The 20,628-nt window shown below is 71.5% G+C and carries 18 protein-coding genes and 1 pseudogene; 10 read left to right on the top strand and 9 right to left on the bottom strand.

The genetic code is table 11. The features are described 5' to 3' along the window. Positions 1 to 26: 26 nt before the first annotated feature. The 5 genes from ACWGJB_RS10275 (at position 27) to ACWGJB_RS10295 (ending at position 8,461) form a co-directional block, all read left to right on the top strand. Positions 27 to 1,358, top strand: a complete 1,332-nt coding sequence (locus ACWGJB_RS10275) for a hypothetical protein (protein ID WP_453379742.1) — start codon at positions 27 to 29, stop codon at positions 1,356 to 1,358. A 23-nt stretch (positions 1,359 to 1,381) separates the two neighbouring features. Continuing rightward, on the top strand, positions 1,382 to 3,934 hold the full coding sequence (locus ACWGJB_RS10280) for a tetratricopeptide repeat protein (protein WP_453379866.1): 2,553 nt from the start codon (positions 1,382 to 1,384) through the stop codon (positions 3,932 to 3,934). Beyond that, positions 3,935 to 5,287 (top strand): PP2C family serine/threonine-protein phosphatase, encoded by a 1,353-nt coding sequence (locus ACWGJB_RS10285; RefSeq protein WP_453379743.1) that lies wholly within the window; start codon positions 3,935 to 3,937, stop codon positions 5,285 to 5,287. A gap of 153 nt (positions 5,288 to 5,440) precedes the next feature. Continuing rightward, positions 5,441 to 6,781 (top strand): vWA domain-containing protein, encoded by a 1,341-nt coding sequence (locus ACWGJB_RS10290; RefSeq protein ID WP_453379744.1) that lies wholly within the window; start codon positions 5,441 to 5,443, stop codon positions 6,779 to 6,781. Positions 6,782 to 6,847: 66 nt separating this feature from the next. Next, on the top strand, positions 6,848 to 8,461 hold the full coding sequence (locus tag ACWGJB_RS10295; RefSeq protein WP_453379745.1) for an FHA domain-containing protein: 1,614 nt from the start codon (positions 6,848 to 6,850) through the stop codon (positions 8,459 to 8,461). 99 nt (positions 8,462 to 8,560) lie between these two features. Here ACWGJB_RS10295 and ACWGJB_RS10300 read toward each other — a convergent pair whose 3' ends face one another. After that, the gene (locus tag ACWGJB_RS10300; RefSeq protein ID WP_453379746.1) at positions 8,561 to 9,544 is read right to left on the bottom strand and encodes a methyltransferase domain-containing protein; all 984 of its coding nucleotides are present in this window, start codon (positions 9,542 to 9,544) and stop codon (positions 8,561 to 8,563) included. Between the two features lie 79 nt (positions 9,545 to 9,623). Here ACWGJB_RS10300 and ACWGJB_RS10305 point away from each other — a divergent pair, with 79 nt between their 5' ends. After that, the gene (locus tag ACWGJB_RS10305; protein ID WP_351935380.1) at positions 9,624 to 10,028 is read left to right on the top strand and encodes a globin; all 405 of its coding nucleotides are present in this window, start codon (positions 9,624 to 9,626) and stop codon (positions 10,026 to 10,028) included. Between the two features lie 25 nt (positions 10,029 to 10,053). Here the strand turns inward: ACWGJB_RS10305 and ACWGJB_RS10310 are convergent, their stop codons facing one another. Genes ACWGJB_RS10310 through ettA form a run of 3 tightly spaced genes read right to left on the bottom strand, consistent with a single transcriptional unit; the run spans position 10,054 to position 12,800 of the window. After that, complete coding sequence (locus ACWGJB_RS10310; RefSeq protein ID WP_453379747.1) at positions 10,054 to 10,722, bottom strand: hypothetical protein; 669 nt, start codon at positions 10,720 to 10,722, stop codon at positions 10,054 to 10,056. Further along, the gene (locus ACWGJB_RS10315; RefSeq protein ID WP_351690947.1) at positions 10,719 to 11,129 is read right to left on the bottom strand and encodes an acyl-CoA thioesterase; all 411 of its coding nucleotides are present in this window, start codon (positions 11,127 to 11,129) and stop codon (positions 10,719 to 10,721) included. Before ACWGJB_RS10315 ends, ACWGJB_RS10310 begins: the two co-directional genes overlap by 4 nt. Positions 11,130 to 11,135: 6 nt before the next feature. Beyond that, positions 11,136 to 12,800: an energy-dependent translational throttle protein EttA gene (gene ettA / locus ACWGJB_RS10320; RefSeq protein WP_360483682.1), complete on the bottom strand. Its 1,665-nt coding sequence runs from the start codon at positions 12,798 to 12,800 to the stop codon at positions 11,136 to 11,138. 337 nt (positions 12,801 to 13,137) lie between these two features. On the opposite strand from ettA, the gene ACWGJB_RS10325 reads away from it, so the two are divergent. From ACWGJB_RS10325 to ACWGJB_RS10340, 4 genes are all read left to right on the top strand, one after another. After that, positions 13,138 to 13,677 (top strand): SHOCT domain-containing protein, encoded by a 540-nt coding sequence (locus ACWGJB_RS10325; protein WP_453379748.1) that lies wholly within the window; start codon positions 13,138 to 13,140, stop codon positions 13,675 to 13,677. Between the two features lie 746 nt (positions 13,678 to 14,423). Next, complete coding sequence (locus tag ACWGJB_RS10330; protein ID WP_453379749.1) at positions 14,424 to 14,657, top strand: hypothetical protein; 234 nt, start codon at positions 14,424 to 14,426, stop codon at positions 14,655 to 14,657. Next, positions 14,654 to 14,926, top strand: coding sequence for a hypothetical protein (locus ACWGJB_RS10335; RefSeq protein ID WP_453379750.1), 273 nt, complete (start codon positions 14,654 to 14,656; stop codon positions 14,924 to 14,926). Before ACWGJB_RS10330 ends, ACWGJB_RS10335 begins: the two co-directional genes overlap by 4 nt. A 433-nt stretch (positions 14,927 to 15,359) precedes the next feature. Further along, positions 15,360 to 16,154, top strand: a complete 795-nt coding sequence (locus ACWGJB_RS10340; protein WP_453379751.1) for a leucine-rich repeat domain-containing protein — start codon at positions 15,360 to 15,362, stop codon at positions 16,152 to 16,154. A gap of 279 nt (positions 16,155 to 16,433) precedes the next feature. Here ACWGJB_RS10340 and ACWGJB_RS10345 read toward each other — a convergent pair whose 3' ends face one another. The 5 genes and pseudogenes from ACWGJB_RS10345 to ACWGJB_RS10365 all read right to left on the bottom strand — a co-directional run bounded on the left by ACWGJB_RS10345 (position 16,434) and on the right by ACWGJB_RS10365 (position 20,427). Next, positions 16,434 to 16,775, bottom strand: coding sequence for a hypothetical protein (locus ACWGJB_RS10345; protein ID WP_453379752.1), 342 nt, complete (start codon positions 16,773 to 16,775; stop codon positions 16,434 to 16,436). A 350-nt stretch (positions 16,776 to 17,125) separates the two neighbouring features. Next, positions 17,126 to 17,259 (bottom strand): annotated as a pseudogene (locus ACWGJB_RS10350) (IS5/IS1182 family transposase); the annotation flags it as partial. A 459-nt stretch (positions 17,260 to 17,718) separates the two neighbouring features. Then, positions 17,719 to 18,069 carry a hypothetical protein gene (locus ACWGJB_RS10355; protein WP_453379753.1) on the bottom strand — a complete coding sequence of 117 codons (351 nt, stop codon included), beginning with the start codon at positions 18,067 to 18,069 and terminating at the stop codon, positions 17,719 to 17,721. Between the two features lie 36 nt (positions 18,070 to 18,105). Next, positions 18,106 to 19,488, bottom strand: a complete 1,383-nt coding sequence (locus tag ACWGJB_RS10360; RefSeq protein ID WP_453379754.1) for a Cys-Gln thioester bond-forming surface protein — start codon at positions 19,486 to 19,488, stop codon at positions 18,106 to 18,108. Between the two features lie 471 nt (positions 19,489 to 19,959). Beyond that, positions 19,960 to 20,427: a single-stranded DNA-binding protein gene (locus tag ACWGJB_RS10365; protein ID WP_453379755.1), complete on the bottom strand. Its 468-nt coding sequence runs from the start codon at positions 20,425 to 20,427 to the stop codon at positions 19,960 to 19,962. Between the last annotated feature and the right edge of the window lie 201 nt (positions 20,428 to 20,628).

Below are 20,628 nucleotides of genomic sequence, written 5' to 3' on the forward strand. Positions count from 1 at the left end.
CCCGACAAGCAAGCGAGAGGTGATCGATGGGCGTCACGGACCCCGCCGGGCCGGTGATGGACCGGGACGAGGTGGACCGTGCGCTGGCGCGGCTCGGCGCGGAGCACGAGGCGATCGAGACCTCACTGCTCGCCCTGCAGGACCACGCGGGCCGCAGGCTCCTGGAGGGCGCCGAGCTCACCGGGACGACCCGGGACCGGTGGACGTCCGCCGACGCCTCGATCACCCTGCTGTGGGCGTACTTCGACGCCTACACGGACACCCTGCGCGCGGCCCGGGAGATCCGGGCCCGGCGCCGCTGGTCCAGCCGTGAGGACCTGGTGGAGCTGACCGAGCTGCTGCGCGGCGAGTCGGTGACGGTGGCGGGCAGCGCCACCGCGACGGCGAACGCGCCGACGCTGCTGTCCGCGGCCGGCCGGCTCAGCGAGCGCTTCTCGCTGGTGACCCTGGTCGACCGGATGAACGAGCTGTACGCGACCTCGCTGGACATGGTCGTCACCGCCGACGCGGTGTGGTCGGCGCTGCCCGCGCGGATCGATTTACTCGCCGCCGAGCTGCAGCGCACCCGCAAGCTGGCGCACTCCGTCGGGGTGCGCCCGGGCGAGCACCCGGCGGGCGACGACCTGGAGCGGATCACCCGCACCCTCACCGGGCTCCGCGAGGACGTCGTGTCGGACCCGCTGGCCTTCTGGGTTCCGGCGCAGGGGAGTTCGGCGCCGGGCGGCGGCCGGCCGGACACCACGGTGTACGACCGGGAGGCGCGGGCGCTGGAGGAGGTACGGCGGGAGATCGACGCCGTGCTGACGGTCCGGCAGGACGCGGAGGCCCGGCTGCTCAAGCTGCGGGACGTGCTCTCCCGGGCGGACCGCACCCTCGCCGAGGCGCGCACCGCGCGCGGTGAGGTGCTGGCGAAGATCGCGGCGACCGAGGTGCCGGTGGTCAGCGGCCCGCCGACCGCGCTGCAGGAGCAGCTGGCGACGGCCGCCGAGTACCGCAGAATGGCCCAGTGGCACCGGCTGTCGCCGCTCCTGGAGTCCCTGGAGCAGAAGGCGGAGGACGAACTGCTGCGCGCCCGTGAGTCGTTGACGGCGGTCACCGCGCCGCTGGCGGTACGGGCGGAGCTGCGCGGCCGGCTGGACGCCTACAAGGCGAAGGTGGCCCGCCATGGCCTGGCGGAGGACCCGTTCCTGATCGAGCGGTACGACGCGGCCCGGCGGATGCTGTGGAGCGCGCCCTGCGACCTGCGGGTCGCGGAGCAGGCGGTGCTGCGCTATCAGCAGGCGGCGGCCGAGGCGCTGGCCGCGCCGCGGGTGCCGCAGCAGAGCGGTCCCGAGGACCGGAGAGGGCCCGGAGCGTGAGCGACAAGGGGGATGCGGCGGCGATGAGTCAGGCGGGACAGACGTGCCAGCGGCCGGACTGCGAGGGGACGTACGAGGACGTCGGCGGCGGTGAGCTGTACTGCGACACCTGCGGTCTGGCCCCGGTCGTCTCGGCGAGCGGAATGGTCGGTTCGCCGCCCACCGGGATCACTGCCGGCGGCCGGGGCTCGTCGAGCGGCGGGAGTTCGCGCTCCAGCAGCCGCAGTTCGCGTACGTCGTCGCAGTCGTCGAAGTCGCGGCGCTCGGTCTCCGGGCGGCTCTCGCGGTCCCTGTCGGGCAAGCCGACGGGCCGTTCGGTGTCGGTGCGCAGCTCCGGTTCGTCGACGAGCGGGTCGGGGCGCAGCCGGCTGGGCGCGGGGCTGGTCACGGTCCCGCAGGTGCCCAAGCCGGACCCGCGCGAGATGGTCCTCGAGAACCCGGAGGTGCCCGAGCGGAAGCGGTTCTGCTCGCGCTCGGACTGCGGGGCGCCGGTCGGGCGGGCCCGCGGTGACCGGCCGGGCCGCACCGAGGGGTTCTGCACCAAGTGCGGCAACCCGTACTCGTTCGTGCCCAAGCTGAAGGCCGGGGACGTCGTGCACGGCCAGTACGAGGTCGTGGGCTGTATCGCGCACGGTGGCCTGGGCTGGATCTACCTGGCCGTGGACCGGGCCGTGTCCGACCGCTGGGTGGTGCTCAAGGGCCTGCTGGACACCGGCGACCAGGACGCGATGGAAGCCGCGATCTCCGAACGCCGGTTCCTCGCGGAGATCGAGCACGCCAACATCGTGCGGATCTACAACTTCGTGGAGCATCTGGACCAGCGCACCGGCTCGCTCGACGGCTACATCGTCATGGAGTACGTCGGCGGCAAGTCCCTCAAGGAGATCGCCAACGACCGGCGTACCCCGGAGGGCCGCCGCGACCCGCTGCCGGTGGAGCAGGCCTGTGCCTACGGCATCGAGGCGCTCGAAGCCCTCGGCCATCTGCACAGCCGCAACCTGCTGTACTGCGACTTCAAGGTCGACAACGCCATCCAGACCGAGGACCAGCTCAAGCTGATCGACATGGGCGCGGTGCGCCGCATGGACGACGACGAGTCGGCGATCTACGGCACGGTCGGCTACCAGGCCCCGGAGGTCGCCGAGGTCGGCCCGTCGGTCGCCTCCGACCTGTACACGGTCGGCCGCACCCTCGCGGTCCTCACCTTCGACTTCCAGGGCTACACGACCGTCTTCGTGGACTCCCTGCCCGACCCGGACAACATCGAGGTGTTCCGGCAGTACGAGTCCTTCTACCGGCTGCTGGTCCGGGCCACCGATCCCGACCCGGCCCGCCGGTTCGCCTCCGCGCAGGAGATGGCCGAGCAGCTGACGGGGGTGCTGCGCGAGGTCGTGTCGGTGCAGACCGGCAAGGCCCGGCCCGCCCTGTCGACGCTGTTCGGGCCCGAGGTGAAGGTCACGGACACGGAGCTGTTCCCGAAGCTGGCCGGTGACGTGTCCCGGCTGGGGGCGCGGGCGGTGGCCTCCAGAACGCTCGCACTGGAGCCACCGGGAGCGGCCGGAACCCCGGCCGGCGACGGCCGCCCGGCGGGCGCCCCGGCCGGCGCTGCGGCCCCGGTCTCCCCCGCCCTGGTGCGGCCCGTCCCCACCCCGGCCGCCGCGCTCGCCCTGCCGGTCCCGATGGTCGACCCGAACGACCCGAACGCCGGATTCCTGGCGGGGCTCACGACCTCGGGCGCCGGCGAGGTCAGCCTGCTCAGCGCACTGGCCGCGGCACCGACGCAGACGGTCGAGACCCGGCTGCGCCAGATCCGCGCCCGGCTGGAGAACGGCGACTTCGAGGCCGCGCTGGTGACCCTCGGCGAGTTGGAGGAGGAGCAGCCCGACGACTGGCGGGTGGTCTGGTACCGGGGCGTGACCGCCCTGGTCACCGGGGACTTCGAGGGCGCGGCGCTGTCCTTCGACGCGATCTACGACGCCTTCCCGGGCGAGACCACGCCCAAGCTGGCGCTCGGCCTGTGCGCGGAGGTGCTCGGCCAGCTGGACAACGCGGCCGAGTACTACCGGCTGGTGTGGGCGACCGACCCGAGCTTCGTCAGCTCCGCCTTCGGTCTGGCCCGGGTGCAGCTGGCGGCCGGGGACCGGAGCGGTGCGGTGCGTACCCTGGAATCGGTGCCGGAGGCGTCGATCCACTACACGGCGGCCCGGGTGGCTGCCGTACGGGCGCGGCTGCGGCACCGGACCGGGACGCCCGACGACACGCCGTTCCTGGACGATCTGACGGCCGCCGCCGGGCAGATCGAGGCGCTGGACGCGTACGGTCTGGATCCGGCACGGCGCGAGCAGTTGTCGGCGGAAGTCCTCGGCTGCGCGCTGGACTGGATACTCTCCGGAGGCCAGGACTCCCAGCCCGTCGTCGGCGGCCGGGTGCTGCTCGGCAGCGGTCTGGACGAGCGGGGCCTCCGCTTCGGCCTGGAGCGCTCGTACCGCACGCTGGCCAGACTGGCGACCGGCGGTGAGGAGAGGATCGACCTGGTGGAACGGGCCAACCGTTACCGCCCCCGGACGTGGGTGTAGTTGATGTCGCAGATGCCCCAGCAGGCCGCACCGGCCAAGTGCCCGAGCTGCGCGGAGCCGCTCGAATCGGGTGACCTGTTCTGCGGTGCGTGCGGGTACGACCTGTCGGCCGTGCCCGCCGCGCCGCAGGACCACCCGACCCTCACCATGGGCGCCTCCGGCGTGGCCTGGCCACCGCCCGAGCCGGACAGCTCCGGCCCGCCGTCGGCCCCGCATCTGCCGACGGACCTGCCCGGCACGGACTCGGGCGGCAAGCCGCTGCCGGGTTCGCCGCCGCACGGCTCGCCGGTGTCGCCGGCCTCCGGGGTGCGGTTCGACCGGCCGCCGGAGCCCGACGAGGACTACGCGCTGCAGGCGCCGGACCCGCGGCTGGCCACCTCCGCCGCGGAGAACACCGAGACCACCGAGAGCGCCGAAAGCGCCGAGACCACGGAGCTGCCGAAGGTGTGCGTGGCCTGCCGGGCGGGCCAGGTCGACGACGACGGCTACTGCGAGAACTGCGGGCACGCCCAGCCGCGCGAGCGCGACCATATGGAGCAGGAGGTGGGCCCGGTGGCCGCCGTCAGCGACCGCGGGCTGCGCCACCACCGCAACGAGGACGCGTTCACCGTCGCCCACACCGCGCTGCCCGACGGCACCCCGGCGATGCTCGCGGTGGTCTGCGACGGCGTCTCCTCGGCGACCCGCCCCGACGAGGCCTCGCTGGCCGCCTCCCGGGCCGCGAGCGACGCGCTGCTGGCCGCACTGCCGCAGGGCACGCATCCGCAGCAGGCGATGCACGAGGCGATCGTCATCGCTTCCCAGGCCGTCAACGCCCTCGCCGAGGAGCCTCCGACGGCCCGCGAGCACAGCCCGCACCAGAACGCCCCGGCGTGCACGATCGTCGCCTCGATCGTCACCGCGGGCCTGCTGGTGGTCGGCTGGGTCGGCGACAGCCGCGCCTACTGGGTGCCGGTGGACCGCGGCGCACCGCCGGCCCGGCTCACCGAGGACGACTCCTGGGCGGCACAGATGGTGGCCGCGGGACTGATGAGCGAGGCCGAGGCGTACGCCGACGAACGGGCCCACGCGATCACCGGCTGGCTCGGCGCGGACGCCTACGAACTGGAGCCGCACACCGCTTCCTTCAAGCCGGACCGGCCTGGTGTGGTGGTGGTGTGCACGGACGGCCTGTGGAACTACGCGGAGTCGGCCGAGGAGATGTCCGAGGTCGTCCCCGCCGACGCGGCCGTACGACCGCTGCACGCGGCCCGGGTCCTGGTCGGCCATGCCCTGGACGGCGGGGGCCACGACAACGTAACAGTGGCGCTGCTCCCGTTCCCGGCACCGCCGCAGGGGGCAGGATCCGCCTGAGGCCGCGCAAAACGGCCGTAAACGGGGGATCAGGAGCGGTGCACGGGGCACGGGGCACGGGGCAGCACAGGGAAACACCGGCGGACCGGAGGGGACCGGTCCGCACACCGTCAGCACCCACCACGCGTGGGGTGGAGGGGGACCGGAGCAGTCATGGCCAATTTCTCGAAGTCGAACGTGCCGCAGTTCTCGGTGGACGTCTACCAGAACGAGTACCTGCCGGACGGCGGCCGCGACGTCAACGCGATCGTCACGGTGACGTCGACCGGCGGCGGCACCGTCGGCAGCGTGGTCGGGACGTCGTACGCACCCGGGCAGGGGCCGGCCGCCGGGGTGGCGATCATGGTCGACTGCTCGGGCTCGATGGACTACCCGCCGACCAAGATGCGCAACGCCCGGGACGCCACGGCGGCCGCGATCGACACCCTGCGCGACGGCACCCACTTCGCGGTGATCGGCGGCACGCACGTCGCCAAGGAGGTCTACCCGGGCGGCGGCCGGCTCGCGGTGGCCGACCGCACCACCCGGGACCAGGCCAAGCAGGCACTGCGCAGGCTGAGCGCGGGCGGCGGTACGGCGATCGGGACCTGGCTGCGGCTGGCCGACCGGCTGCTGTCCTCGGCGGACGTCGCGATCCGGCACGGCATCCTCCTCACCGACGGCCGCAACGAGCACGAGTCGCCGGAGGACCTCAGAGCCGCCCTGGACTCCTGCGCCGGACGGTTCACCTGTGACGCCCGCGGCGTGGGCACCGACTGGGAAGTGAAAGAAGTCACAGGGATAGCCTCCGCGCTCCTCGGCACCGCCGACATCGTCGCCGACCCGACGGGTCTGGCCGCCGACTTCACGCAGATGATGGAGACGGCGATGGGCAAGGAGGTCGCGGACGTCGCGCTGCGGCTGTGGACCCCGGTCGGCACGACCATCAAGTTCGTCAAGCAAGTGGCGCCCACCGTCGAGGAGTTGACCGGCCGCCGCACCGAGGCCGGGCCGCGTGCCGGGGACTACCCGACCGGCTCCTGGGGCGACGAGTCCCGCGACTACCACGTCTGCGTGGAGGTCCCCACGGCCGGCCTCGGCCAGGAAATGCTCGCCGCCCGGGTGTCGTTGGTGGTCCCGCAGTCCGACGGCAGCGTCCAGAACCTGGGCGCGCAGGGACTGGTCAGGGCGGTGTGGACGGACGACATGGTCGCCTCGACCTCCATCAACCCCCAAGTCGCCCACTACACCGGCCAGGCCGAACTGGCACAAGCCATCCAACAAGGGCTGGATCTTCGCAAAGCGGGCGATATGGATGGAGCAACGGCCAAACTGGGCCGGGCCGTTCAGCTCGCCAGTGCCTCCGGGAACGCGGATACTGCGAAACTGCTTGCGAAGGTGGTGGACGTGGTCGACGCCGCGACAGGTACTGTGCGATTGAAAGCGAAGGTTGCGGAGGCCGACGAGATGACTCTCGAAACACGGTCCACAAAGACTGTTCGTGTAAAGAAGTGACCTAGCAGCACACGCAGGACACTCAGACAGGCTCAGGACGAACCTGACAGAGAGGGAACCACCGACATGCCGACCTGCCCGAACGGACACCAGTCGGGTTCCGACGACTGGTGCGAGGTGTGCGGTCACCGCATGGCCGGTGCCGTGCCCCCGCCGCCCCCGCCCCCGCCGACCGCCGGCGGCTACGGTTTCCCGCCGCCCGCACCCGGCGCCCCGGCCGGCGGCCGGCATCTGTCGGCCGTGCCGAACGCGCACGAGCCGGAGCTGTGCCCGCAGTGCCGTACGCCCCGGGAGGGCGGTGCGCCGTTCTGCGAGGAATGCCGCTGGAACTTCCTGACCAACACGGCCACCTCGTACACCCCGGCCGCCCCGCGCCCGCCCGCGGGCGGCGGCCCGGCCGCGCCGACCTTCCGGCCGCCCACCCCGCCGTCGTACGGCGGCAACACCGACTCGTACGAGTACCAGGGCTCGCGTCCCTCCCAGATGAACCGTCCGGCCGAGCCGATCCCCTCCTTCGGCAGCGAGCCCTCGGGCCCGACGCCGTTCGCGAACGAGCGCGGCGGCGGCCCGTCGGGTCCGCCGGCCCCTCCGGCCTTCGGCAACGACCGCGGCCAGTCCGGCCCGCCCGCCTTCGGCAACGACCGCGGCCAGCCCGGACCCCCGGCGTTCGGCGGCGACCGCGACCCCGCCGCCCCGCCCGCTCCCCCGGCCTTCGGCAACGACCGCGGCCAGTCCGGCCCGCCCGCCTTCGGCAACGACCGCGGCCAGCCCGGGCCTTCGGGGTTCGGTGGTGAGCGGGGGCAGTCCGGGCCGCCGCCCTTCGGTGGTGAGCGTGGTCCTTCGGCTCCGCCCCCGTCGTTCGGTGGTGCTCCGGGCCAGAACGCCGGCGGGCCGTCCGCCTTCGGCAGCGCCCCCGGCGCCGGCCCGGCCTCCGGGCCGTTCACCCGCGATCCCTCCGGTGGCCCGGCCGCCGGTCCCTTCGGTGGCGGGGACCCGTCCCGGCCGTCGGTTCCGCCGCCGTCCGGCGGTGGCGCTCCCGGGGCCTTCCAGCAGTCGGCTCCGCCCGCACCGCCCGGCTTCCCGCCGGAGACCGGCAGGCCCCCGGCCGGTGGCCCGTCCTTCGGCGGCGGTGACGACGACTGGGTGATCTCCCCGCCGGCGGCCGGCCCCGGCGCGCCCGCCGCCCCCGCCCCGGGCGCCCGTCCCGGCGGCTACGGCTACCCGCAGCCCGGTGCCCCGGCCGGTCCCGGCTTCCCGCAGGCCCCTCAGGGCCCGGCGACCTGGACGGCGACGATCGGCCCGGACCGCGACTACTTCATGGCGATGATGCAGCGCTCCGGCCCGGAGGCGGCCGGCCTCAACCTGCCCGCGTACTCCCCCGAGCAGCAGCGCACGCTCGCCGGGAACCAGGTGACCATCGGCCGCCGCCGGCACTCCACCGGTGACACCCCCGACATCGACCTGGCGGTGCCGCCGGAGGACCCGGGCGTCTCGCACCAGCACGCGGTCCTGGTCCAGCAGCCGGACGGCAGCTGGGCGGTCGTCGACCAGAACTCGACGAACGGCACGACGGTGAACGGCGGCGAGGAACCGATCCAGCCGTTCGTCCCGGTTCCGCTGCAGGACGGGGACCGGGTGCACGTGGGCGCCTGGACGACGATCACTGTTCGACGGGGCTGAGTCGTGGCGCCCCGTCAGGGGCGCGGGCTGCAGCGATGTGCGGCTGCCGCCGCGTGGGGCGCGACCAGCTCCCACCGGCCCGCAGCCGAGGACCGATGCTCAGACCGGGAGAGGCCAGACCCACGGCCCCTCCCGGTCGTCCAGCCACACCCACTCCCCGTCCTCCGCCACCGTGACCCCGTACCGCTGCCGGCCGGGCATCCCCGCCCGCTCCCACACCTCGTGGGCCTCCCGAGGACTGAGCACCCCCTGAGTCAGCTCCATCAGGAACTGGAACAGCTCGTCCTCGAGCGCCCGGGACGGCACCCCGCTCACATCCCCCGCGCCGGCCCGCTCCACCCCGCGCAGCGGCACGAAGAACGCGGCCGACGGCAGGAACCGGCCCTCGGCGCGCCCCTCGCCCCGCACGGTCAGCGCCAGCAGCCCGGTGGCGACCGGCGTGAGAATCCGCGCGCCCGCCACGCACTGCGTGACCCACGCCCGCGGCACGCTCGGCAGCGCGCAGGTCGCGATGATCCGGTCGTACGGCGCACGCTCGGGCACCCCCCGCGCCCCGTCCCCGGTGACGACGGCCGGCCGATGCCCGACCGCGGCCAGATGCAGCCGCGCCGACTCGGTGATCTCCGGATCGACATCCACCGTGGTGACGAGATCGTCGTCGCCGAGCCGATGGGCCAGCAGCGCCGCGTTGTACCCGGTCCCGGCGCCGATCTCCAGCACCCGGTCGCCGTCGGCCACCCGCAGCTCGACCAGCATCCGCGCCATCAGCGAGGGCTGGCTGCTGGAGGACAGCAGCTCGCCGTCGCGTAGCCGGGTGGCCAGCGGAACGTCCTTGTAGGCACCCAGCACCCAGCGTTCCCGGGCCCCGGGATCGGCGCTCTCACCCCACCTGCGCTCATAGCCGCGCGCCCCGGCGACGTAGTAGTACGGCACGAACAGATGCCGGGGCACGGCCTCGAAGGCCTCCCGCCACACCGGCTCCGCCGCCCAGACCCCCTCGGCGTCGATCTCCCGCACCAGCTCGCCCCGTGCCACCGCGGCCAGCCCCTCGATGTCCAGGATCTCCGAGTCGTGGGCGCCCATGCGTCCACCCTAGAGCCCCGCCTCCGCACCGGGTCCTAAGCCTCGGGTCCTCGGTCACCGCGTCTGAGACCATGTAAGGGTGAGAGAGATTCGGCGCGGCACGCTTCAGGAGAAGACCTTCTACGAGCAGGTCGGCGGGGAGGAGACCTTCCGGCGGCTGGTCCACCGTTTCTACGAGGGCGTCGCCGGGGACCCGCTCCTCAAGCCGATGTACCCGGAGGAGGACCTGGGTCCGGCCGAGGAGCGGCTCACCCTGTTCCTCATGCAGTACTGGGGCGGCCCCACGACGTACAGCGACAACCGCGGCCACCCCCGGCTGCGGATGCGGCACGCCCCGTTCACCGTGGACCGGGCGGCGCACGACGCCTGGCTGCGGCACATGCGGGTGGCCGTGGACGAACTGGGTCTCTCCGAGGAGCACCGGGAGACCCTCTGGAACTACCTCACCTACGCGGCCGCCTCGATGGTGAACACCCCGGACTGACCCCCGACCGGCCGCGGGCGCCGGCTCAGCGGACGCTGACGTCCAGCGCCCCGAGTCCCGCCCGCCGTACGGCGATCGACCCGAACGGCGTGCGCAGCCGCAGCCACGCCCCCGCGGAGAGCAGCACGGCCTCGTCGGCCGGGCGCAGGAAGCGCAGCGACTGGGCCGCGTGCACGGCCCGTACCGGAAGGCGGGTGCCGCCCACGGGCCGGGACCAGATGTCCCGCCCGATCCGGTCGAGTTCGGCCCGGGTACGGCCCTCCGGCGCCAACTCCGCCGTACGGGACCGGAATTCACCCACCGCGGCCGCCACCGTGGCCTGCAGCGCCCGCGGCGCGGGCAGTCCGGGCTCGGGCAGCCAGCCACCGCGGGGCGGCAGCACGCCCGCCCACGGCGGCCCGGTGACCGCCCCCGGCACTCCCGCCGTGGCGGCCTGCTCGTCCACCGACTCCAGCAGCTCCCCCGCGGAGACGGTCACATCGAGCGTGACGTCGAGACCCCGCTCGTACGGCTTGGCGAGCCGCACCGCGCGGATCGCCAGTACCTCGAAGGACGGCGGCCGCCCGAAGACGGCCAGCGCGGTGCCGGCCGCCTGGAGGCGTACCGCCGCCGAACGGTCGTAGTGGAGCAGCCGGGAGAGGAAGGCCGCGAGATCCGCCGCCTCCCCGTCGTCGGCGAGGTGGAGCACCGTCATGCGGCGACGGCCTCCTCCTTGTCGTCCCGGTATTCCTCCAGGAAGTCCCGCTCGTCGGCGGTGATCCGGCGCGGCCGGCCCGTCTCGAAATCGAAGGGCACGACCACCGTGGAGGCCCGTACGTAGATCAGGTCGTCGTCCTTCACCTCGTAGGTGATGGTGAACGACGCGGCCCGGATCTCGGTGATCCACAGCTCGATGTCCACCGGGTGGTGCCGGTGGACGAGCTGCCGTTTGTAGTCGATCTCGTGGCGGGCCACCACCGACCCCTGCTTGAAATCCTTTTCCGGCCGGAACAGGAAGTCGATACGGGCTTCCTCCAGGTAGCGGATGAAGACCGCGTTGTTGACATGGCCGTAGGCGTCCATGTCGGACCAGCGCAGGGGGCAGCGGTAGTGATGACGCAAGTCCGATCAGCCCCGGGTCAGCTTCTTGTAGGTGGCGCGGTGCGGACGGGCGGCGTCCGGGCCGAGCCGCTCGATCTTGTTCTTCTCGTACGACTCGAAGTTGCCCTCGAACCAGAACCACTTGGACTCGCCCTCGTAGGCGAGGATGTGGGTGGCGACCCGGTCCAGGAACCAGCGGTCGTGGGAGACGACCACGGCGCACCCGGGGAACTCCAGCAGGGCGTTCTCCAGGCTGCTGAGGGTCTCCACGTCAAGGTCGTTGGTCGGCTCGTCGAGGAGCAGCAGGTTGCCGCCCTGCTTCAGGGTGAGCGCCAGGTTGAGACGGTTGCGCTCACCACCGGAGAGGACGGCGGTCGGCTTCTGCTGGTCCGGACCCTTGAAGCCGAACGCGGACACATAGGCCCGGCTGGGCATCTCGACCTGGCCGACGTTGATGTAGTCGAGGCCGTCGGACACGACCTCCCACAGCGTCTTCTTCGGGTCGAGGTTGGCGCGGCTCTGGTCGACGTAGGAGATCTTGACGGTCTCGCCGACCTTGATGTCACCCGCGTCCGGCGTCTCCAGGCCCTGGATCATCTTGAAGAGGGTGGTCTTGCCGGCGCCGTTCGGGCCGATCACGCCGACGATGCCGTTGCGCGGCAGGGTGAAGCTCAGCCCGTCGACCAGGACCTTCTCACCGAAGGCCTTGTTGAGCTTGTCGACCTCCACGACCACGCTGCCCAGGCGCGGGCCCGGCGGGATCTGGATCTCCTCGAAGTCCAGCTTCCGCATCTTGTCGGCCTCGGCGGCCATCTCCTCGTACCGCGCGAGACGGGCCTTGGACTTGGCCTGGCGCCCCTTGGCGTTGGAGCGCACCCACTCCAGCTCCTCCTTGAGGCGCTTCTGCCGCTTGGCGTCCTTCTGGCCCTCGACCTTGAGACGGGTGGCCTTGGTCTCCAGGTAGGTGGAGTAGTTGCCCTCGTACGGGTAGGCGCGGCCGCGGTCCAGCTCGAGAATCCACTCGGCGACGTTGTCCAGGAAGTACCGGTCGTGGGTGATCGCGACCACGGTCCCCGCGTACTTGGCGAGGTGCTGCTCCAGCCAGTTCACCGACTCGGCGTCGAGGTGGTTGGTGGGCTCGTCGAGGAGCAGCAGGTCGGGGGCCTCCAGCAGCAGCTTGCACAGCGCCACGCGGCGCCGCTCGCCACCGGAGAGGGTGGTGACGGGCCAGTCGCCGGGCGGGCACCCGAGCGCGTCCATGGCCTGCTCCAGCTGGGCGTCGAGGTCCCAGGCGTTGGCGTGGTCCAGCTCCTCCTGGAGCTTGCCCATCTCGTCGAGCAGCGCGTCCGAGTAGTCGGTCGCCATCAGCTCGGCGATCTCGTTGAACCGGTCGAGCTTGCCCTTGATCTCGGCGACACCCTCCTGGACGTTCTCCAGGACGGTCTTGTCCTCGGTGAGCGTGGGCTCCTGCATGAGGATGCCGACGCTGTAACCGGGCGAGATGAAGGCGTCGCCGTTGGACGGCTGCTCCAGACCCGCCATGATCTTCAGCACGGTCGACTTACCGGCACCGTTCGGACCGACAACGCCGATCTTCGCCCCCGGCAGGAAGCTCAGGGTGACGTCGTCGAGGATCACCTTGTCGCCGTGCGCTTTGCGCGCCTTGCGCATGGTGTAAATGAACTCAGCCAAGAGAAACCGTCCGGCAGCTTGAATCTGGCAGTGGGCAGATACACCCCATCTTGCCTGACGTCCAGCCTTGGGTGTTAACCCGTTTGGTCAGGGGGCTGTGACCTGGGGGTTCGCTGGTGGCGGCGGTGGCCTGTCTGTCACTGACCGCGATTGCCCGTCAGCCTCGGTCGCCCTCACACGGCCCGGAGACGGCCCTGGACGGCACTGCTCCTGTCCGAGGACGGGACTGCTTCGGGGTGGCCGTGAACGTGCCGCCGGCGCTCGCACAACCTTCGTTTCCCGGTATGTGTCTAGTGGCGGGCGGCAAGTACCACGCCGCATGGAAATCAGGAGCACCATGATGTCCAGCAATGCGCTGATGATCTTCAAGAGCCACATCGACGGCAAGAACGCCGACGTGGCCATCTATCACGACCGTGTCGAGTGGGCCCGAGCCCGCGGTATGAGCGCCAAGAAGCTCACGGCGGGCTTCCTGACCGGCGGTGCGTCGCTCCTGGCCACGGGGGTCCGTAGTTCCGACGCGGGTACCGAGATGATCCCGGCCAAGAGCATCTCCAGCGTGGTGACCAAGCGGGACGGCCTGATGTACACCAAGGTCGTGGTGGTGGCTTCGGGCAACACGATCGAGTTCCGAGTGCCGCACGGCTCGGCTCCCGGTATCAAGGCGCTGCTCACCGACTTGGTGCTCGGAAAGGTCCCTGCCCCCGGCCAGACCCCTCCTCCTGCCATCAATCCCCCTGTTCAGGCCGCGGCTCCCGCGCCGCAGGCGAGTACGCCCGTTGAGCAGCTGCGGCAGCTGGCGGAACTGCGGGATGCGGGCATCCTCTCGGAGGAAGAGTTCGCGGCCAAGAAGGCGGAGATCCTCGCCCGCATGTGATGCGCGCCGACGCGGTGATCGCGAAGTGGACGGTCGTCGCAGTGGCGTAGCCGGGTGGTTCGACACCAGCGGAGTGTTGTTGGCCGAACCCAGGCCCTGAACAATCTTTCGCCCTCTCGGTCGGCACCGGACAGATGCAGCTGCCCGGCTGCCTCCGCGTACGCGGTGGTGATCTGTTCGGGGCCGGTGGCTCTCGCCCACACCAGCACGTCCAGACCGGCATCCGTGGTGTGCTCCTGGTCCCGTAGCTGGCGGGCCAGGGACGCCGCCAGCCGGCTCTTGCCCACTCCGCCCGCCCCGGGGAGCACCACGTCACGGCCCTCGCGACGCGCCTCATCGGCCTGGTCCCGGATCGCCGTACGCGGCTGGAACGCCGCGGCACGTCCCCCACCCACACCGGCCACTGCACCGACGGGCCCGGCACCGGCGGCGGACACACAAGCATGTCCCCCGCCACCTGCGTGACATCACGCTGCGCCCGTGCCTGCTGACGCGCACGGCGCTACCCCGAAGGCTCCACCACTAGCTGGCCCCCTCAGGCCCGGTCAACGCACCTGGAACACCACACGGTTGCACCAAGCGCGCCACCAGAACCCACCCTCGGAGAAACCAGCTCCCGCACACGTGCTGGCCCGCCCCAGACTTGATCGCCGACGGCTTGGCCTCCCCACCGAAGTGTGCTGCGCCGACGTCCCTCGGGTCATCGTCGATGGACCCAGAAATCGAACACGTGATTGAATCTGGCTATGCGATCGTTCCCCGACGACCTCGCCCAGGCGCAGCGGGAGTGGAGTGCCACCTACCGGCAGCTCGCCGAGCGGCCGGGCCGTACCGAGCTGCGCCGGCGTCTGTACCGGCTGTCGACTCAGCTGTACTTCCATCCCTACTGGCAGCAGCAGCGCCCGCACCCCGCAGCATGGTGGGAACTGCGTCACCTGGGACGCCCAGAGGGACACATGAGTGAGCGGGTTCATTCATGACGCGCTGCAACACGGGGGATCATGTCCCAGACGACCCACAAGGCAGGCGTGGGCCGGTCCGCGTGATTGTCCATCCGCCGTCACCCACAGGCGGCAGACGGGTGTACGTGGGCGGTGAGGTCCTCGGGCTGGCTCACCACGTGGTCGATGTTGCGGAGTTTCTCCGCCGGGCCGGGCTGGAGATCGATCCGGCGGAGGTGGCGGAGTCTTCGTGGATCGACTGGCGCGGAGTGGGACCTGAGCGCTGGGGGCCGGAAGCGATCAGCTGAGCGCCCCGCGGGTTCCGTCGGCAGAGCTCACCGTGCTTGCCACGGTTCTACGTGATGACACCTGTCCCGCCGGGTGTAGCCGCCGGGAACGTCCACGCTGACGGAATCCCAGAAGGGCTTGGACTCCCGGAAGTACCCGCCTCCCGTGTGCCACTGGAGTCCGGGATGAACGCGGCGCAGGGAACGCAGAGCCGCTGAGGCTGAGGGGGATCTTTGAAATCGACTCTGGCCGCAGTTCCGTGAATGATCTCGTCACTGGGCATTGCGGGTCCTGATGCGGCATCAGGTGCGGTACTTCTTGCTGGGACGGTCCAGCACATCTGTCCTCGACCGCCAGCCATGGCCAAGGAGCCCCCCACCTGGCCAGGGGTCCTTTGCGTTCACTGGTGTTCGGATGGTGCCGCACTGGATGCCGCGTCCCTATCGTTGCGCCATGACGGACGAACAGCTCCCTGCGCAGGTCTTTCCGAACCGTTTTCCCGAGGCGATGGACTCCCGGCCCGGGGTGCCGCAGGACCGCTGCCACTGCTTCGGCCAGGTTCGGGCGAGTTCCCCCGGCGCGGTGACGTCCTTCCACGCCGAGATCCAGGACACCAGGTCTCCGGGCTGGCTCCGGTTGCTGGAGCTGATCGAAGAGGCGGCGGCCGACGGACGGGAGGAATTCCGCCCGCTGCCGGAGCTGAGCCCTGAGGAGCGGCGGCAGATCGTGACGCTGCCGGCGTCGATCGGGCGGCTGACGGCGGTGCGGACCCTTGTGCTGTACGGGAGCAACCTGGTGCGGATACCTCCGGAGATCGGCGACATGACGAGCTTGGAGCAGTTCAGCCCGTACACTTCCCGGCGGCTGCACTGGTTCCCGTACGAAATCACGCGGTGCCCTCGGCTGGCGAACAGCACGGTGAGCACGCGTTCGATCTACGGCAACCACAAGTACCGGCCGCCCTTCCCGCGGCTCCTCCCGCCCGGCGATACGGCCCTGGACCTCGACAGCCTGGCTCCCTTCCGCTGGGGCACCACCGCGGCCCGCACCTGCAGTGTCTGCACCGGGCCGATCTCGGCAACGGGCCCTCACCAGGTTTGGCTCTCCCAGGTGGTGGCGACCGACGTCCTGCCGCTATTGGTCAACGCCTGCTCCCAGGCGTGCCTCGCCGATCTGCCACCTGGGGCGAAGGGCTACATCCCTACGCCTCATCGGGGCGGCGCGATCGAACAGCCTCCGCCGCGTTGACCGAGTAACCGCGCGCCTCGGGAACACCGCTTCAGGAGTTCGATCCACGCCCGCTCCTGGGGCCGTCGGCGGCTGGTCCGATGGTCGTGCGGGGGTGCTGGTGTATGCCGCCGTCCGGCCTCGTTGATGTCAGCCGTGGATGTCAGAAGCCCGGCCGGAGGGCCGAAGACTGCAAGGAACGGTCTTCGGCCCTCCGCTGGGTGTAGCGGCCGTGCCGGCTATGACGACGGGTGGCAGCGGGTATGGGCCTCCGCGTCACAGCAGAGCCTCCAAGGCGGCCTAGCGGTGGCCGAGGTAGCGGTCCTGATCCCGGTGCCGGTCGCTGTACCAGCCGTGGTGCTCGCCCCGGTCCCGGTCCCGGTCGCGGCCCCGGTCGCGGTCCCGGTCCCGGTCGCGGTCCCGGTCGCGGTCCCAGCCCCGGCCCCAGCCCCGGCCCCGGTCCCGGTCGCCGAAGTGGCGGTCGTGGTCGTGGTCGCTCCTGTGACTGTGCGAGTAACCCCTCCCGTTGTCGCGGTCGTGGCCGGCTCCGGCCGCCAGGGCCGGCATGGCGGCCGCGCCGACGAGTGCGCCCGAAGCCACACAGGTGGCAATCAGGCGGACCGTCGTACGAGAAACAGACATGAATCTGTCACCTCACGTTCGTGCACACCGGCCCTGGTTGGGGCCAGCCGTGCAATCCGTAATTCCCGGCTCGGTGCCGATGCCCCACACTGTGGCCCTCCACGGCGACACCAGACGAAGGACACGATTCACGTTACTAAATGCAGATATATCCGTAACTCTCCCTTGTATGGGCCATTGATACGGGGGGAGGGGCCTGGGGGCCGGCCCTGTCCTAGCTTGGAATCACGCTGAGAGCCGGGGAAAAGCAGCTGACGGTCCGTGACACTCTTGGCTGTCTCGCTGCCTCGACTCCTTCGAACGGCCCAATGGCTTCAGTAACGACGGGGCCTCTGTTCGGGGGACCCGTGGCGGTCCGCGGCGATCCGGTCGATCGGTAGCAGGGTGTCGTCGTGATTCTGGGACGCCTTGGTGGAAGCAGCCTTCGCGGCCTGGAGGTCAGGGTCGGGGCGACGGGCGCCAGTAGCTCCACGGCGTTGGCGACGCAGTCAGACCCGGGTCGACATCCGCCAGGCCCCTGGCGCCCGTGTCGTATCCACCGGGTGAGCCGGTCGGCAGACCTGGATGCGAAAGGGCACCTACGGCCATCCGCAGGTGCCCTTCTCTCTGTGCCCCCGGCAGGATTCGAACCTGCGACACCCGCTTCAGGAGCGAGGTGGGGCGGGTTGGGCGCTGACCTGTAGGAGTCTTGCTCGTGCTGACGTCAGTCTGAGGAGCCGTCAGTGTCCCCGAGTCCCCATGATTCCCCGCTCCTTCCGGCACCGCTGTGGCACGGGCTTACCCCCTCGATGCGAACTACGGGCGGGGACGATGCTGGATCGCGGTATTCGCTGCTTCCGCGTCCACTCGACTGCGCCCATCACCTCCGCCGCGCGTGTCGGCCGGTTGATCACCGGCGTAGGCCCCACGCATCCGCATGCAGCGCGCTGGGGGGCGTGGTGGCTCAGTGGAGGCCGGTGGGCGGCTTCTGGAGTGTTCGGTGGAGTAGGAGGGCGGTCACTGCCGCCGTGCCCACGACTCCGGCCGCGCAGAGGGCGTGGGAGGAGCGCCAGGACAGGACCGACCAGCGGGACTGGGCCGACAGGAGGGATCCTGTGCTCAGCCAGGAGCATGCTGAGATCACGGACAGCGCCGAGCCGACCGAGAGGGCGCTGCCGATCGAGCCGACGGACAGGGCCGAGCCGACCGATCCGATGGACAGCACGGATCCCACCGAGCCGATCGACAGGACCGAGTCCTGCGACCACAGGGACAGCACCGAGTCGGAGGAGGCGGCGCTGGGTGACTTGGTCATGGGGTCATACTGCCCTGCGGGGCGCCTCCGCAGGGGTCAGTGGCCCGTCGGGTTCTCGCGGCGGCGGAGGATCACCAGGACCGCGCCGCCGATCACCACCAGGCCGATGGCGACGCCCGTGATCACGCCGGTCGCCGAGTCACCGCCGGTGGCGGCGAGGTTGACGTCGGAAGCGGTGCCGCCGACCGAGGCGGGGCTGGGCTCGCTCAGGGTCTGGGTGGTGAGCCCGCTCTCGACGGCCTGGGTCCTGCAGTCGAAGACGCCGGTGAAGCGCCGTTCGAGGCTGTTGGCGCCGGCGATCGTGAAGTCGTAGGCCTGGTCCTCCTGGAGCGGGATGGTCACCGTCCGCGAGGTGTTCGCGGGGATGGTGTGCTCGGCGCCCATCAGCTCGAAGGTGAACGGCTGGTCGCCGGTGTTGGCCGCGGTGATGTCCACGCCGCCCGCGGCGCAGTTCTTCTCGGCCGACAGTGCCGGTATCGCGCCCTGCTCAGCCCAGGTCGCGTTCGCGGTCGCGGCGACCGTGGACTCGCTGGAGCCGGCCAGGATCTGCGTCTGGCTGCGGCTCTCGGAGGTGAAGGCGCGGCCGACCGGGACGGTGGTCGACGCCTGGACGGTGAGTTCGGCGGACGCGTCCGTGGCGTCGTCAGGGACCTTGAAGTACAGCTCGCTGCCATTCTGCGCCGCGGTGACCGGCTTTCCGCTCTTGTCGGTGATCCGTACGCCGGTCAGGGCCGCGTCGGCGGGCGGGATCACGGTGACGGTGCGCGCGTTGGTGTGCACCTTGACCGGGCCCAGCAGGCCGCCCGGCCGGCCGGAGACCGCGGGCGGGTCCAGGGTCAGCGACGCCTGCGGCTCCGACTGGCCGCGGGCGCTCTTCTCCAGGTAGTCGGCGAGCTTCTCGGCCTGCGGGTCGACGGCGTCGACGTCCGCGCCGTCGGAGTAGCGCCAGATCGCCACCTGGGTGCCGGCCGCCGCGTCCTGCTCGGTGAGGGTGCCGGCGCCGGCCTTGCGGGCGAGCGCGGCGAGATCGTTGACCTGCGGGTAGGAGTTCTGCAGGATCCAGCGGATCTTGCCGGCGTTCTTGTTGGCGCCCAGCGAGGTGCCGCTCCAGGCCGTCTCGTGGTACTTGGCGTCCCGCTGGGTGGGGTTGTGGAGGTCGACGCAGTACGTCTGGAGCATGCCGCCGCCGTCCACGGACATCTCGAACAGGCCCGCGGCCACCTGCTCGTCGCCGCTGCCGCCGTGCACGACGGCCTCGCCGTAGGTCTTCAGGCCGCCTATGGTCGCCGTCGCCCCGCCCTGGCTCTGGCCGGTCCCGTCGTCGGCCGCGGCCCGGCCGGCTCCGGTCAGCACGGCGGCGGCCACCAGCCCGGCCGCCAGTGCCGCTGCGGCGAGGCGGGACACGCCTCTCGCGGACACGGGCGTACCGGAGTGCCTGGCGGACGCGCCGGGCGCCGAGGGACCAGAGAACGCAGCGAGCACAGAATTCCCCTTCGAGCAGGACCCCTTGAACGCGGGGGGTGGTCCCACCAGCAGAATCAGCGACCCCAGGGGCCACGCCCGGCATCCTATGGATCAGCCGGACCGCCCATTCCCGGTGAGATGGTCGGATGAGCGATCCGATCCGTAATCGTTATCGCGGAACCCCGGACGAGCAGTGCTTATCGACAAATCCACCTGGCCGTCGCGGCGGGCACTTCGGAGTGCATTCGCCGATAAGCCGTCAAGGGACGGTCAATGGGCCGCAGTTCGGGCAGTCCATGGCGAACGCCGCCACGCCCGGGGCGACTTCACGTCACCACCGGCGGTTCCGGTTCACACCACCGCCACCGGTTCCGGTTCCGGTTTACGCCACCGGTTCCGGTTCACGCCACGGCCACCGGTTCCGGTTCACGTCACCGCCACCGGTTCCGGCTGCTGTTGCGCGAGGGTGTCGGGGGACTCCTCCGGTGTCTCCCAGTTCGGCTCCGGGCGAGGCGGTGCCGGTGCCGCCGTCTCCGGCTTCCCGGCCCGCCGGAAGGCCGCCGTACCCCGGGCGAGGTCGTGGCCGATCGCCACCGCGTCGATGTCGGCGGAGGTCCACTGCTGGCCCTCCCGGGTCTCGGTGCGCACCTTCAGCCGCCCCTGCACGACGACCGGGTCGCCGACGGACAGCGAGGCCGCCGCGTTGGTGGCGAGCTGCCGGTTGGCCCACACCGTGAAGAAGTTGGTGTGGCCGTCCGTCCAGGTGCTCTTCTCGCGGTCCCAGTAGCGCGAGGTCACCGCCAGCCGGAACCGCGCCGACGGTCCCGCCGCCAGCTCCCGGTAGACCGGCTGCGTCGCCACGTTGCCGACCGCGCAGACCAACGTCTCGTTCATCACGAACCCCTCCCTCACCCGGCCGTCGGGGCCGGGGCGGATCCGCGTACGGGCCCGTCCCGTACGGCTGTGTCCATCGCGGCGGCCGCCCTCGTGGCGATCGCCGCGGGACCAGACTGCCGCCGCCGGGCCGGACCCGCCGAGCGCTGTGGACCACCGCCGGCCTGTGGAAAAACCCACCACCCCGACGAGTGACCCGCG

The sequence above is a fragment of the Streptomyces sp. NPDC054813 genome (genome assembly GCF_053611365.1).

Excerpts from the sequence above, each read along its gene's own strand:
- ACWGJB_RS10275 (WP_453379742.1), top strand. The coding sequence starts at position 27 with ATGGGCGTCACGGACCCCGCCGGGCCGGTGATGGACCGGGACGAGGTG.
- ACWGJB_RS10280 (WP_453379866.1), top strand. The coding sequence starts at position 1,382 with ATGAGTCAGGCGGGACAGACGTGCCAGCGGCCGGACTGCGAGGGGACG.
- ACWGJB_RS10290 (WP_453379744.1), top strand. The coding sequence starts at position 5,441 with ATGGCCAATTTCTCGAAGTCGAACGTGCCGCAGTTCTCGGTGGACGTC.
- ACWGJB_RS10295 (WP_453379745.1), top strand. The coding sequence starts at position 6,848 with ATGCCGACCTGCCCGAACGGACACCAGTCGGGTTCCGACGACTGGTGC.
- ACWGJB_RS10300 (WP_453379746.1), bottom strand. The coding sequence starts at position 9,544 with ATGGGCGCCCACGACTCGGAGATCCTGGACATCGAGGGGCTGGCCGCG.
- ACWGJB_RS10310 (WP_453379747.1), bottom strand. The coding sequence starts at position 10,722 with ATGACGGTGCTCCACCTCGCCGACGACGGGGAGGCGGCGGATCTCGCG.
- ACWGJB_RS10325 (WP_453379748.1), top strand. The coding sequence starts at position 13,138 with ATGATGTCCAGCAATGCGCTGATGATCTTCAAGAGCCACATCGACGGC.
- ACWGJB_RS10330 (WP_453379749.1), top strand. The coding sequence starts at position 14,424 with ATGCGATCGTTCCCCGACGACCTCGCCCAGGCGCAGCGGGAGTGGAGT.
- ACWGJB_RS10335 (WP_453379750.1), top strand. The coding sequence starts at position 14,654 with ATGACGCGCTGCAACACGGGGGATCATGTCCCAGACGACCCACAAGGC.
- ACWGJB_RS10340 (WP_453379751.1), top strand. The coding sequence starts at position 15,360 with ATGACGGACGAACAGCTCCCTGCGCAGGTCTTTCCGAACCGTTTTCCC.
- ACWGJB_RS10345 (WP_453379752.1), bottom strand. The coding sequence starts at position 16,775 with ATGTCTGTTTCTCGTACGACGGTCCGCCTGATTGCCACCTGTGTGGCT.
- ACWGJB_RS10355 (WP_453379753.1), bottom strand. The coding sequence starts at position 18,069 with ATGACCAAGTCACCCAGCGCCGCCTCCTCCGACTCGGTGCTGTCCCTG.
- ACWGJB_RS10365 (WP_453379755.1), bottom strand. The coding sequence starts at position 20,427 with ATGAACGAGACGTTGGTCTGCGCGGTCGGCAACGTGGCGACGCAGCCG.